The organism is Pseudomonas beijingensis, from assembly GCF_030687295.1.
GTDB lineage: Bacteria > Pseudomonadota > Gammaproteobacteria > Pseudomonadales > Pseudomonadaceae > Aquipseudomonas > Aquipseudomonas beijingensis.
The window spans coordinates 738,619-752,204 of sequence record NZ_CP117425.1; the positions used below are offsets into that span (position 1 = coordinate 738,619).

General features: G+C 61.9%; 12 protein-coding genes. 7 read left to right on the forward strand and 5 right to left on the reverse strand.

Annotation, left to right across the window (positions count from 1 at the left end):
• Positions 1–764: 764 nt before the first annotated feature.
• Together PSH84_RS03425 and PSH84_RS03430 are read left to right on the forward strand one after the other, a co-directional pair.
• Positions 765–1,487: a response regulator gene (locus PSH84_RS03425; protein WP_305468122.1), complete on the forward strand. Its 723-nt coding sequence runs from the start codon at positions 765–767 to the stop codon at positions 1,485–1,487.
• Complete coding sequence (locus tag PSH84_RS03430; RefSeq protein WP_305468121.1) at positions 1,484–3,094, forward strand: ATP-binding protein; 1,611 nt, start codon at positions 1,484–1,486, stop codon at positions 3,092–3,094. The genes PSH84_RS03425 and PSH84_RS03430 overlap by 4 nt, the downstream gene beginning before the upstream one ends.
• 132 nt (positions 3,095–3,226) lie before the next feature.
• Here PSH84_RS03430 and PSH84_RS03435 read toward each other — a convergent pair whose 3' ends face one another.
• Together PSH84_RS03435 and PSH84_RS03440 are read right to left on the reverse strand one after the other, a co-directional pair.
• The gene (locus PSH84_RS03435) at positions 3,227–3,952 is read right to left on the reverse strand and encodes a 4'-phosphopantetheinyl transferase family protein (protein WP_305468119.1); all 726 of its coding nucleotides are present in this window, start codon (positions 3,950–3,952) and stop codon (positions 3,227–3,229) included.
• A gap of 203 nt (positions 3,953–4,155) precedes the next feature.
• Positions 4,156–4,944: a dienelactone hydrolase family protein gene (locus tag PSH84_RS03440; RefSeq protein ID WP_305468117.1), complete on the reverse strand. Its 789-nt coding sequence runs from the start codon at positions 4,942–4,944 to the stop codon at positions 4,156–4,158.
• Positions 4,945–5,088: 144 nt separating this feature from the next.
• Here PSH84_RS03440 and PSH84_RS03445 point away from each other — a divergent pair, with 144 nt between their 5' ends.
• The 3 genes from PSH84_RS03445 to PSH84_RS03455 all read left to right on the forward strand — a co-directional run bounded on the left by PSH84_RS03445 (position 5,089) and on the right by PSH84_RS03455 (position 7,813).
• A complete protein-coding gene (locus tag PSH84_RS03445) occupies positions 5,089–5,688 on the forward strand; it encodes an outer membrane beta-barrel protein (protein WP_122569250.1) in 600 nt (199 codons plus the stop codon).
• 104 nt (positions 5,689–5,792) lie between these two features.
• A complete protein-coding gene (locus tag PSH84_RS03450) occupies positions 5,793–6,470 on the forward strand; it encodes a response regulator (RefSeq protein ID WP_305482279.1) in 678 nt (225 codons plus the stop codon).
• On the forward strand, positions 6,467–7,813 hold the full coding sequence (locus PSH84_RS03455; RefSeq protein ID WP_122569249.1) for an ATP-binding protein: 1,347 nt from the start codon (positions 6,467–6,469) through the stop codon (positions 7,811–7,813). Before PSH84_RS03450 ends, PSH84_RS03455 begins: the two co-directional genes overlap by 4 nt.
• 131 nt (positions 7,814–7,944) lie before the next feature.
• On the opposite strand, the gene PSH84_RS03460 is transcribed toward PSH84_RS03455, so the two are convergent.
• Entirely contained in the window at positions 7,945–8,943 is a 999-nt protein-coding gene (locus PSH84_RS03460) for an AraC family transcriptional regulator (protein ID WP_305468115.1), read from the reverse strand.
• 332 nt (positions 8,944–9,275) lie between these two features.
• Between PSH84_RS03460 and PSH84_RS03465 the strand changes: the two genes are divergently transcribed.
• A complete protein-coding gene (locus PSH84_RS03465) occupies positions 9,276–10,628 on the forward strand; it encodes a dicarboxylate/amino acid:cation symporter (protein ID WP_122569247.1) in 1,353 nt (450 codons plus the stop codon).
• Between the two features lie 326 nt (positions 10,629–10,954).
• The gene (locus tag PSH84_RS03470; RefSeq protein ID WP_122569246.1) at positions 10,955–12,136 is read left to right on the forward strand and encodes a CaiB/BaiF CoA transferase family protein; all 1,182 of its coding nucleotides are present in this window, start codon (positions 10,955–10,957) and stop codon (positions 12,134–12,136) included.
• Between the two features lie 120 nt (positions 12,137–12,256).
• On the opposite strand, the gene PSH84_RS03475 is transcribed toward PSH84_RS03470, so the two are convergent.
• Both PSH84_RS03475 and PSH84_RS03480 read right to left on the reverse strand, forming a co-directional pair.
• Complete coding sequence (locus PSH84_RS03475) at positions 12,257–12,751, reverse strand: SprT family zinc-dependent metalloprotease (RefSeq protein WP_003204703.1); 495 nt, start codon at positions 12,749–12,751, stop codon at positions 12,257–12,259.
• Positions 12,752–12,899: 148 nt separating this feature from the next.
• A complete protein-coding gene (locus tag PSH84_RS03480; protein ID WP_039591896.1) occupies positions 12,900–13,502 on the reverse strand; it encodes a Yip1 family protein in 603 nt (200 codons plus the stop codon).
• Positions 13,503–13,586: the final 84 nt, after the last annotated feature.

Sequence of the window (13,586 nt, forward strand, 5' to 3'; positions counted from 1 at the left end):
GGGACAGTAGGAAGCAGGCGTTTAAAGCCGCTTCCATCCGAAGTTCTCAGGTTGCGAGCAGGGCTCGAAACCGGGTTGTCGGGGTGGCAGCAATTGACTGCAACACCCGTACCGTTTCGGTCGTTTTCGACCTTGAAACAGTTGCCATCCGCAGGGGCGGTCTGGGCTTGGGGAAATGCGGTGTTTCAGTTGGACAGAAGCATGAAAAGCGCTTGAATTTTCTGCCCAACTTGTGTTGGGTTTTTGGCCTGAAACCCTACATGTAGGGTTTTTTACGCGGCGGGCTACAAGATAATGCGTTTTCGGGGGGTATGCAACGTACTACCTGTGGATAAGCCTGTGCGTAATTTGTGTGCGAAACGTGGAACTGCTCTGTAGGCCGCGACCTAGCTGGAGTGGACCTTTTTTCATCGGTTTCGATGACCTGAAAACAGCCCTGCAGTTTTTGCGGGCGCGGACATTACCACACAAAACCCACCCGACCGAAACGCATTTGTCCGCTTGTTTTCTGTGCAGGCGACGTTTATACAATCGGCCCATGCATGGGTGCGTTTATCCTCCTTTAACATGACAAAAAGATGGGGGCTGCACAGGACCCAACCTGTGGAAGCGAGCTTGCTCGCGATGGCGGCGGACCAGCAGCATGGAGGCTGGCTGACACACTGCCATCGCGAGCAAGCTCGCTCCCACAGGGTTCGTGCCTTGTCAGTGATATTGGCAACACGCCCCTCCTTATTTAGCTAAATCAGCCAAAAGGTCCCCCAGTGGAACAAGAAGCCTGGCAGGTATTGATCGTCGAGGATGACCAGCGGCTGGCCGAGCTGACCCGGGAATACCTCGAAAGCAACGGGTTGCGTGTCGCCATCGAAGGTGACGGTGCGGTGGCGGCGGCGCGGATCATTGCCGAGCAGCCGGACCTGGTGGTCCTCGACCTGATGCTTCCCGGCGAAGACGGCCTGAGCATCTGCCGCAAGGTGCGCGAGCACTATGATGGGCCGATCCTGATGCTCACCGCCCGCACCGACGACACCGATCAGATCCAGGGCCTGGACCTGGGCGCCGATGACTACGTCTGCAAACCGGTTCGCCCGCGTTTGCTATTGGCGCGCATCCAGGCCCTGTTGCGCCGCAGCGAGCCAGAACCGAGCGCGGCGCAAAAGCAGCGGCGCCTGCAATTCGGCCCTCTGGTGGTCGACGATGCGCTGCGCGAAGCCTGGTTGCAGGGCAACAGCATCGAGCTGACCAGCGCCGAATTCGACCTGCTGTGGCTGCTGGTGTCCAATGCCGGGCGCATTCTGTCCCGGGAAGAAATCTTCACCGCCCTGCGCGGCATTGGTTATGACGGCCAGGACCGTTCCATCGATGTGCGCATTTCGCGCATCCGCCCCAAGATCGGCGACGACCCGGACCATCCACGGCTGATCAAGACCATCCGCAGCAAAGGCTACCTGTTCGTTCCTGAAGCTTGCGTAGACCTGGCGCCGTGAATTCGATCTTCCTGCGGATTTATGGCGGCATGTGCGCGGCGTTGGTGCTGGTGGCGGTCCTCGGCGTGCTGGCCCTGCACCTGCTCAACCAGACCCGCGGCGAGCAATACCGCGAGCGCCTGGCCCACGGCACGTTTTCGTTGATGGCCGATAACCTGCGGCCGATGAACGACACTGAGCGCCGCCGGGCGCTGCTGGTGTGGGAGCGCCTGCTGGGGATTCCCTTGGCCCTGCAGACTTTTCCCCAGACCGACCTCGACCTTGGCCAGCGTACCCGTGTACTGCGCGGCCAGGCGTTGGTGGAGCAGACCGGGCCGCACGCGGCAAAAGTCTATCGGCTGGTCAATGATGCCGAGCAATTGATGTTGGTCGGGGAAGTCCAGCAGATCAGCGAGCAACTGGCCCGGGCGACCATTTACCTGTTGGCCGACGAACTGGTGCGTTACCCCGTGGCCGAGCAACCCAAGCGGCTGGCGCAATTGGCGCAGGAAAAAGGCTTTGGTTTCGACCTGCGACTCATGACCGCCGAGCAGGCCGACATGGACGAAGACCAGCGCCGTCGTGTGTCCGAGGGCGATACGGTGATGGCGCTGGGCAAGGGCGGCGACTCCATCCGGGTCTTCGCTGGCATGGTCGGCACACCGTGGGTGCTGGAGATCGGCCCGTTGTACCAGATGAACCCTTATCCGCCGCAATGGCTGGTGCTGATCGCGGCCCTGGGGTTGAGCCTGATCGGGTTGATCGTCTACCTGTTGGTGCGTCAGTTGGAGCGGCGCTTGCGTGGCCTGGAGTCGGCCGCCACCCAGATCGCCCAGGGCAGCCTGGAAACCCGCGTGCCGGCCCGCGGCGCCGACTCGGTCGGGCGGTTGGCCGCGGCGTTCAACGGCATGGCCGAGCACCTGCAGCAGTTGTTGGCGATCCAGCGCGAGCTGGTGCGGGCGGTGTCCCACGAATTGCGCACCCCGGTGGCGCGCCTGCGTTTTGGCCTGGAAATGCTCGGCAGCGCCACCACGCCCCAGGCCCGGGACAAATACCTGGCGGGCATGGACCACGACATCGAAGATCTGGATCGGCTGGTGGACGAAATGCTCACCTACGCGCGGCTGGAACAGGGTTCGCCGGCCTTGAGCTTCCAGCGGGTGGACCTGGATGCGCTGGTCAATCAAGTGATCGATGAGCTGGGGCCGTTGCGGGCCGGGATCACGGTCGAGCGCGGTCTATGCCTGTCGGCCGCCGATTGCGATGGTGCCTGGGTCGAGGCTGAGCCACGCTTTTTGCATCGCGCCCTGCAGAACCTGGTGAGCAATGCCATGCGCCACGCCCATTCCAAGGTCACGGTCAGTTATCAGGTGGGCCAGTTGCGCTGCCGGGTGGACGTGGAAGATGACGGGCCCGGCGTGCCGGAAGCGGCGTGGGAGCGGATTTTCAAACCCTTCCTGCGCCTGGATGACAGCCGCGCCCGCGCTTCGGGTGGCCATGGGCTGGGGCTGTCGATCGTGCGGCGGATCATCCACTGGCATGATGGTCGGGCGCTGATCGGCAAGAGCAAGAGTTTGGGTGGGGCGTGCTTCAGCTTGAGTTGGCCGAGGCATCAGGACCGGTCTTGATAGGTGGGGTGCCTGATCGACCGCCATCGCGGGCAAGCCTTGCTCCCACAGCAAACCACACTTAAATGAGGGAGCGCTGACTTGTGGGAGCAAGGCTTGCCCGCGATGAGGCCCTGAAAAGCAGCACACCTCTCAGGCCTTGATTCCTACCAAACTCAACAACTGCCCATCCTTCACCCCAAACTGCGCCTGCAGCTCACTGCCATGGCGCCACTCGGCCGACAGGTCCGTCAGCAGGCGCAGCCGCACCTGCCCGTCGCGTGTCCAGTCCAGCACCTCGGCATGCTCGAAATAAAAACGCTGCCTGACGATGGGATACAGCGCCTTGAACAAGCTTTCCTTCACTGAAAAGGTCAGGGTCACCAGCAAGGCCTGGTCATCGCGCGTGAGCCGGGTCATGCGCTGCAACTCTGGCGAGGTGAGGATTTCACCGGCCAGGCGCTCGGCGCGTTCGGGATCGAGCAGGTTTTCCACGTCCATGCCCAAGCCTTGCCAGTGGTCTTTTTTCGCCACGATGGCTGCTGCCCGGCCCGTGCTGTGGGTGATTGAGCCGCTGATATGAGCCGGCCACACCGGGGCGCGGTCTTCGCCGATGGCCGGCACGCAGGCCAGGCCATCGAGGCGCTGCAACGCCGCCCGGGCGCAGATTCGCCCGGCCAGGAATTCTGCCTGACGCTTGGCCACCGAACGCTGGATGCTCGCCGGTGGCTCGATGGCGCTGTTGGGGAAGTCGGTGCCCACCAGCAGCAACGGGTCGAAGCGGGTGCTCAGCAGCACCGTATCGGGCAGGGCGTCGGGCAATAGCCAGTGCTCATCCAAGGACGAGCAACAGGCGGGCAGGGTGGGGAGTGTCTTCATGCCGGGCATTTTGCCGGGTTGGTGGGAGGCTGGGTAGTGGGACAAGTCTTGTGAATAGAAGCGCGGTTGGCTTTTGTGGCGAGGGAGCTTGCTGTGGGAGCAAGGCTTGCCCGCGATGAAGGCGATGCGGTCTTCCAGAAATCGAGTCGCCTGGGTCGCGAGCAAGCTTTGCTCCCACAATCCCCTCGCCACAGGGGGATGTATTAGAAAATATTTTTGAAGAACTTCTGCATATCCGCCCACGACTTCTCATCGGCTTCCTTGTTGTAGCCGATGTCCGGCCCGCCATGTTCGCCGTGGCTCAAACGGTCGGCGTCGGGGTTGCTGAAGCCGTGCTTGGCACCTTCCAGGCTGACGAATTTATAGTCGGCCCCGGCCTTGTCCATCTCGCTCTTGAACGCGGTGACGTTGTCCGGGGTAACCATGCTGTCCAGGGCGCCATGCTCGACCAGCACCTTGGCCTTGACGCTGCCCGGCGTGGCCGGGGTGTTGGTTACCAGCGCACCGTGGAAGCTCACCACGCCGGCCAGCGGCACCCCCTGGCGCGCGGCATCAAGCACCACCTTGCCGCCGAAGCAGTAGCCGATGGCGGCGAGTTTGTCCGGATCGGTCTGGGGCTGTTTCTTCAGCAGGTCGAGGCCGGCCTGGAAGCGGGCACTGGCCGCCTTGCCGTCCTTGAGCGCTGCCTGCATGAAGGCCATGGCGTCCTTGGGGTGCTCGGTGTTCTTGCCGTCGCCGTACATGTCGATGGCCAGGGCGCTGTAGCCCAGGCCCGCCAGGTCACGGGCGCGGCGCTTGGCGTAATCGTTCAGCCCCCACCATTCGTGAACCACCACCACGCCCGGACGCGGGCCTTTGACGGCGTCGTCATAAGCGTAATAGCCGATCAGCTGGGTGCCGTCGGCACTGGTGTAGGGGATCTCCTGGGTCTGGACGGCGGCGTGGCTCACACCGCTCATGGCCAGAAGTACAACAGCAAGCAGCCTGCGCATGACCGATCTCCTTATAAAAGTGGTCCGCACAGATTAGCCGATTCATTCAGCGCAGGTTCAGAGAACGTTCAAGGGGGGTTCAGGGACCGCTGGTTAAGGTGACGGCGACTTCACGAAACATCCACGCAGCAAAGGAACTTGACCATGACTGCTATGAAAAAACTGCTGTTGGCTTTCACCGTGCTGGGCGCCAGTGCCATGGCTCACGCCGATGACAACTTCGCCAGCCTGACCCTCGGCCAGACCAGCGACAAGGTGAAGAAATCCAACGCCTTGGACAGCGCCCTGAGCAACCCGAACGCCGACGGCATCATCGGCAAGGACACCACCTATGGCCTGCGCCTGGGCAAGCAGAACGACCAGGGCCGCTACTACGCCACCTACGACAACGTCTCGGGCAGCCACAACGGCATCAAGTTGCGCCAGGAAAACCTGCTGGGCAGCTACGATGTGTTCTATCCGGTCACCAGCAGCACCAAACTGTTCGGTGGCGGCACGGTGGGCCTGACCAAGCTGACCCAGGATTCGCCCGGCTTCAGTCGCGACAGCGACATTGGTTACGCAGTGGGCTTGCAGGGCGGCGTGCTGCAACAAATTTCGCAAAACACCTCGGTTGAACTGGGTTACCGTTACCTGCGCAGCAACGCCAGCACCGAGATGAGCCCGCACGGTGGCGACAAGGTCGGCTCGCTGGACCTGACCAGCAGCGCCCAGACCTACCTGTCCGCCAACTACACGTTCTAAGCGGGCGAGGGTGAGGAGATCAGCCGGATCGGTCGAAGACGATCCGGCGTCTTTCGTTGAGGTGCGCCGCGCGCGATTGTTTGATTTGCCTGGGGAGAGGCTCCATGAAATTACTGGTCGTCGAAGACGAAGCGCTGTTGCGTCACCACCTGCAAACCCGTCTCACCGACAGCGGCCATGTGGTGCAGGCCGTGGCCAATGCCGAAGAGGCCTTGTACCAGGTCCGGGAATTCAACCACGACCTGGCGGTGATCGACCTGGGCCTGCCGGGTATCAGCGGGCTGGAGCTGATCCGCCGGCTGCGTTCCCAGGACAAGACGTTTCCGATCCTGATCCTGACCGCCCGCGGCAACTGGCAGGACAAGGTCGAAGGCCTGGCCGCCGGTGCCGAAGACTACGTGGTCAAGCCGTTTCAGTTCGAAGAGTTGGAGGCCCGCTTGAACGCCCTGTTGCGCCGCTCCAGCGGCTTCACCCAATCGACCATCGTCGCCGGGCCGTTGCTGCTGGACCTCAACCGCAAGCAGGCGTCCCTTGACGAGGAGCCGCTGGCGTTGACGGCCTACGAATACCGCATCCTCGAATACCTGATGCGCCATCACCAGCAGGTGGTGGCCAAGGACCGCTTGATGGAGCAGCTTTACCCCGATGACGACGAGCGTGATCCCAATGTCATCGAAGTGCTGGTAGGGCGCCTGCGCCGTAAATTGGAGGCCCCGGCTGGCTTCAAGCCGATCGACACCGTGCGCGGCCTGGGTTACCTGTTCAACGAGCGCTGCCAGTGATTCGTTCGCTTCGGTTGCGGCTGATGCTGGCCGCGATGACCTTGGCGGTGCTGTTCATGTTGGCCTTGTTGCCGGCCATGCAAGGCGCGTTCAGCCTGGCGTTGCAGGAATCCATCGAGCAACGCCTGGCCTCGGACGTGACCACGCTGATTTCCGCCGCCCGGGTGGAAAACAACCGCTTGAAGATGCCGGCGCAGTTGCCCGATGAGCGCTTCAACCTCGCCGATGCCCGCTTGCTGGGCTACATCTATGATCGTGAGGGGCGGTTGGTCTGGCGGTCGAAGGCTACCCAGGAAGAAAACATCAACTACACGCCGCGCTATGACGGCCAGGGCAACCAGTTCGCCCGCATTCGCGAGAACAATGGCCAGGAGTTTTTTGTCTACGACGTCGAGATCAAGCTGCTCGGCGGCCAGAGTGCGGCGTTCAGCATCGTCACCCTGCAACCGGTGCGCGACTACGAAGTGACCTTGCAGGGACTGCGGGACAATCTCTACCTGGGCTTTGGCGCGGCCCTGGCGGTGTTGCTGGCGCTGTTGTGGATCGGCCTGACCTGGGGCCTGCGGGCGTTGCGGCGCCTGAGCCAGGAGCTGGACGAAATCGAAAGTGGGACCCGGGAAAGCCTCAGTACCGAGCACCCTCGGGAACTGTTGCGCCTGACCGGTTCCCTCAACCGCTTGCTCCACAGCGAACGGGAGCAGCGCAGCCGTTATCGCGACTCCCTCGATGACCTGGCCCACAGCTTGAAAACCCCGCTGGCGGTGTTGCAGGGCGTCAGCGAAGACATGGCCCGGCGCCCCGAGGACCGTGGCCAGGCCTGGGTGCTGCAAACCCAGATCGAGCGCATGAGCCAGCAGATCGGCTACCAGTTGCAGCGCGCCAGCCTGCGCAAGAGCGGGCTGGTGCGCCATCAGGTGCGCTTGCGCCCGGTGCTGCAAAGCCTGTGCGACACCTTGGACAAGGTCTATCGCGACAAACGGGTCAATGTGAGTTTCGATCTGCCGGAGCACTGCCAGGTGCCGATCGAGCAGGGCGCCTTGCTGGAAATGCTCGGCAACCTGCTGGAGAACGCCTATCGGCTGTGCCTGGGCGAGGTGCGCGTCAGCGTGCACCAGACCCTCGGCGGTACGGAGTTGAATGTCGAGGACGACGGGCCGGGTGTGCCGCCGGATCAACGTGCGCGGATCCTCCAACGGGGCGAACGGCTGGACCGCCAGCATCCGGGGCAGGGCATTGGCCTGGCGGTGGTCAAGGACATCATCGAAAGCTACGGCGCCCGCTTGACCCTGGGGGATTCAGAGCTGGGCGGGGCGGCGTTCCGGATTCATTTTCCGGTGGTTTGACTGGATTGCTGGGGTCGCCGCTGGCCTCATCGCGAGCAAGCTCGCTCCCACACTGGATTTTCGGCGCTCACAAATCCCCTGTGGGAGCGAGCTTGCTCGCGATGAGGCCAGTCAGCACACCACAAAAACAGTCAGTTCTCCATCGCCCGATAAGCCCCCGGCGTCAGCCCCGTCCACTTCTTGAACGCCCGGTGAAACGCCGACGGTTCGGAGAACCCCAACTGCTCGGCGATCTGCTGCAACGACAGCTCCGCACGCCCCAGATGGTAGATGGCGATATCCCGCCGCAGTTGATCCTTGAGTTCCTGGAAGCTGGTACCTTCTTCCCGCAGATGCCGGCGCAAGGTCTGCGGGCTGATGTGCAAATGAGCGGCGACGGTGTCCAGGTCGGGCCAGCGCGCCGTGTCACGGCTGAGCAGGCGGCGCAGTTGGCTGCTCAGGCTGTGGCCATCGTCCGGGCGTGACAAGAGGTCGGCGGGGGAGTGTTCGAGGAAATGCTTGAGGGTGCGTTCGTCCTGCAACAGCGGCATGTCCAGGTAGCGGCTGTGGAACAACAGGCTGCTGCCGGGCGTGTCGAACTCCAGCGGGTAGGGGAACAATAAGTCGTATTCGGCCCCGTGGGCGGGCTTGGCGTAGCCGAAAGTCACCTGTTCCAGGCCGATCCGCTGGCCGATCAGCCAACTGGCGAGGCGATGCCAGACCACCAGCAGGCTTTCAGTCAGGAAGTGATCGGGGTCCCACAGCGTCGAGTCGTCCAGCACCAGCCGCACCCGTTCGCCTTCGGTTTCCAGCGTCAGGCGCGGGGCGTCGGGGAACAGGCTGTAGAACAGCAAGCCGCGCTGAAGGGCCTTGCCCAGGGTCCGACAGTGGATCAACGCGTGACACATCATGGCAAACGTCCCGGGTTTACTCGCCGCCCGGCCGAATCCCAGGTATTCGTCCTCCATTCCCAACCACAGGGCTTGCAACAGGCGGGCGAACTGCTCCGGCGCAATTCGCGCACGCGGCTCATCCAAAAGCTCGGGGCTGATGCCCAGCTGTTGCAGCAAGGGAAAGTAGTCGAAGCCTTGCCGACGCGCACCGCCCAAGGCGGCACGGGCGAAGTGGCTGGCAATCGTGCGTTGGCGCATGGCAGAAATCCGTCCGTTAAGCGGGCGATGGTAGCAGGGGGGCGAGGTGGAACAAGGCGGAAATCCGCCAAATCCCGGAGCGGTAAACAACCTGCGGGCGGAAATCCGCCACTCTTCACCTTCCTGTTTAATCCCTGATGAATCCGCGAACCCTTCTGTAATCACGGCTGTAGGGCTTTTCAAAAAAATGGCACGGGCCTTGCGATACAGCTTGCAGGTCTGCCGCGTGCAGCCGAAAAAAACAAATCCCTCCAGTGCAGGAGGGTTCGCAATTGAGGTGCCGTGGACGACAGGTGGAAGTCGTCATGCGGGACTCTTGAGGAAGGTTTGCCATGACGACTCGTCAGCCACTGTACAAATCCCTGTATTTCCAGGTGATCGTAGCCATTGCCATCGGTATTTTGCTCGGCCACTTCTACCCGCAGACCGGTGTTGCCCTCAAGCCATTCGGCGACGGGTTCATCAAGTTGATCAAAATGGTCATCGCCCCCATCATCTTCTGTACCGTCGTCAGTGGTATCGGCGGCATGCAGAACATGAAATCGGTGGGCAAGACTGGCGGCTACGCGCTGCTGTACTTCGAAATCGTTTCCACCATTGCCCTGCTGATCGGCCTGGTCGTGGTCAACGTCGTGCAACCGGGCGCCGGCATGCACATCGACGTGTCGACCCTGGACACCAGCAAGATCGCCGGTTTCATCTCGGCCAGTAAAGACCAGAGCATCATCGCCTTCGTTCTCAACGTGATCCCGAACACCATCGTGGGGGCGTTCGCCAACGGCGACATCCTGCAAGTGCTGATGTTCTCGGTGCTCTTCGGTTTCGCCCTGCATCGCCTGGGTGCCTACGGCAAGCCGGTGCTGGACTTCATCGATCGCTTCGCCCACGTGATGTTCATCATCATCAACATGATCATGAAGCTGGCGCCTATCGGTGCGTTCGGTGCCATGGCCTTCACCATCGGCGCCTACGGTGTTGGTTCGCTGGTGCAACTGGGCCAGTTGATGATCTGCTTCTACATCACTTGCGTGGTGTTCGTGCTGGTGGTCCTGGGCGCCATCTGCCGCGCTCACGGCTTCAGCGTCGTCAAGCTGATCCGCTACATCCGTGAAGAACTGCTGATCGTGCTGGGTACTTCCTCTTCGGAATCGGCCCTGCCTCGCATGCTGATCAAGATGGAACGCCTGGGTGCCAAGAAGTCGGTCGTAGGCCTGGTCATCCCGACTGGCTACTCGTTCAACCTCGACGGTACTTCGATCTACCTGACCATGGCTGCGGTGTTCATTGCCCAGGCCACCGACACCCCAATGGACCTGACTCACCAGATCACCCTGCTGCTGGTGCTGCTGCTGTCGTCCAAAGGTGCGGCTGGCGTGACCGGTAGCGGCTTCATCGTACTGGCGGCCACCCTGTCGGCCGTGGGCACCTTGCCGGTGGCCGGCCTGGCACTGATCCTGGGTATCGACCGCTTCATGTCCGAAGCTCGCGCCCTGACCAACCTGGTGGGCAACGCCGTCGCCACGATCGTGGTTGCCAAGTGGGTCAAGGAGCTGGACGAAGACCAGTTGCAGACTGAGTTGGCTTCCGGTGGTCGTGGTATCTCCGATGTCCGTGAAGACGACGAGCAGATCGCGGCGGCGCAGATTGCAGCGGCTGAAACCTCTGCTCCAGGCGCTGTGAGGTAATCTTCAGGCTGCAATAAAAAACCCGCTTCGGCCGGTTTTTTATTGCGCCTCGTTTTTCAGGCGAGAGTGTTTTTGTGGTGAGAGCACTTTGTGGCTAGGGGATTTATCCCCGCAGGGCTACGCAGTAGCCCCCTGCGTCTGATCCGACACACTAGGTGGCAGATGAATCCTGGGGCCGCTTCGCAGCCCAGCGGGGATAAATCCCCTCGCCACAAAGAAATCCGTACCTGCCTTGAGCGCAATGGTCATCCCTTGTGACACCTGCGGTAATTGCCCCACCGCCAACCCCTGCCTAGTCTTTCACCATCACCCCTCGGAGATCGCCCATGCAAGGCCCACTGGCATCGCTCAAGGTTCTGGACTTCTCGACCCTGCTGCCTGGTCCGTTCGCCTCGCTGTTGCTGGCGGACATGGGGGCCGAGGTGTTGCGCATCGAGTCGCCGACTCGCCAGGATTTGCTGCGGGTGCTGCCGCCCCATGACCAGGGTGTATCGGCCAGCCATGCCTATCTCAACCGCAACAAGCGCAGCCTGGCCCTGGACCTCAAGCAGCCGGAAGCGTTGGAGGTGATCACGCAATTGCTGGGGGACTACGACATCCTGCTGGAACAGTTCCGCCCCGGCGTGATGGAGCGGCTCGGCCTGGGATACGAAGCCTTGAAAGCCATCAATCCGCGGCTGATCTACGTGTCGATCACCGGCTACGGCCAGACCGGGCCCTATAAGGACCGCGCCGGTCACGACATCAACTACCTGGCCCTGGCGGGGCTGGCCAGCCACACCGGTCGTGCCGGCAGCGGGCCGTTGCCGCTGGGCATCCAGGCGGCGGACATCGCCGGTGGTTCGTTGCACGGGGTGATCGGGCTGTTGGCAGCGGTCATCGCCCGTCAGCAGACCGGCCAGGGGCAGCACCTGGACGTGAGCATGACTGACTGCGTATTCAGCCTCAACGCTATGGCCGGTGCCGGTTATCTGGCCTGTGGTGTGGAACCGGGGTGGGAAAACCAGATGCTCAACGGCGGCAGCTTCTACGACTATTACCGCACCCGCGATGGTCGCTGGATGTCGGTGGGCAGCCTGGAACCTTCCTTCATGCAGGCGCTGTGCGAGGCCTTGGGGCGGCCGGAACTGGCGGCACAAGGGTTGTCGCCCAAGCCTGAGCAACAACAGGCCCTGAAGCAGGCGTTGCAAACCGAGTTCGAGAAGCATGATTTTGCCGAGCTGTGCAGCTTGTTTGCGGGGATCGATGCCTGCGTCGAGCCGGTGCTGAGCCTCGAGGAAGCTGTGCAGCATCCGCAGTTGCAGGCTCGGGAGCTGGTGACACGGGTGCCCCGAGGGGATGGTTCGAACCAGGCGCAGATGGCCTGTCCATTGAAGTTTTCCGAAGGATTGCCCGAGCCTCGGCATATTGGTGCGGGGCTGGGGGCACATACGGATCAGGTGTTGGGGGAATTGGGGATCAGCGTGGAGCGGATCGAAGCGTTGCGTAAGCGTGGGGTGGTTTTGTAGCGCCTGTCAGGCCGTCATCGCGAGCAAGCTCGCTCCCACAGGGGGGGTGTGAACACCGCAGACCCAATGTGGGAGCGAGCTTGCTCGCGATGAGGCCAGTCCAAACACTACAAAGAATGGCTACTCGACCCTGGTCTCCCCACTGAACACCAAGGTATTGCGACAGCTACGGCACAAATACCGTCGCCCCTGGCGCACCAGGCTGTGGCGCTGGGCCGAGAACGGGAAGTCGCTGCCGTCGCAAGGGCACTTGTAGATGTAGCGGGTCACGCTGCGGCGTTTGATTTCGTAGGTGTGGCAACGGTTGGGCGGCAGTTCGTACACCCCACGCATGATCAGTTGCCATTCTTCGCCATGGGGCTGGATACGTTCGCCAAACAGTTGGTGGGCGATCAGGTGCGCGACTTCGTGGGCGACGGTCTGCTTGAGGAAGTCTTCGGCGTTTTCCCGGTACAACTGTGGGTTGAAGCGCAGCAGATTTTCATGCAGGTGCGCGACACCGGCCTTCTGGCCGCGCAATTTGAAGCTGACCACAGGGCGTTTGAAAGGACGTTTGAAAAAGGATTCAGCTTGTTGGTAACACTCTTCGACGCGGGTATTGAGTTGCTCGAGCATGCTTTACGGGTCTCCAGAAGCCCGAGTATGCCGCAAGCGTCGGCCGTTGCGAATCGTCCAGGCGCCCAGTGGTCGTTTCAAACACAGGAAGGCCGCCTTGCGGCGGCCTGTGTCGGCAGATCCTGTTTTTTTATTGGCGGGCACTACTTCAATTGGTATAGACCGGGCCGACGCCCAGCCCCCAGACGATCACCGTGAACGCCATGATGGCCACCAGCACCACCAGGCCGACGGCGAGCACCGAACTGGAAAACAGAAAGCCTTCGTCCTGGGGAATGTTCATGAACGTTGGCAGCCCTACATACAGCAGGTAGACGGTGTAGCAGATTGCCGCCGTGCCGACGATCATCCCCAGCCACATGTGCGGGTAGAGCGCCGCCAGGCCGCCGATGAACAAAGGTGTCGCGGTGTAGGTGGCGAACGCGACGCAACGGGCCAGGCTCGGGTTGGCGTCGTAGGTGCGAGCCATCCAGTGGATGAAGGCGCCCATGACCGCCACGCCGCCCAACATGGCCAGGTACGACATGATGGTCATCCACAGCGCGCTTTCCTGCGTGAGCATGACCGGTGGACGATTGCCGATGACCCATCCCACCTGCGTGGTGCCGATGAACGCCGAAACCGCGGGAATGGCCGCCAGGATCAGCGTGTGGGTGAGGTACATGTGGCTGATGCTTTCCTCCTGATCGCCACGGATTTCTTTCCATTCTTGATCAGGGTGGGTAAAGAGCCCCACGACATGATGGATCATAGTCAGTCACTCCTTTGTTATTGCCATCGCCCCCCAACGGAGCGCCTACGGGCCAAAACGGCCAAGTAAGTGAAGGTCTGGATA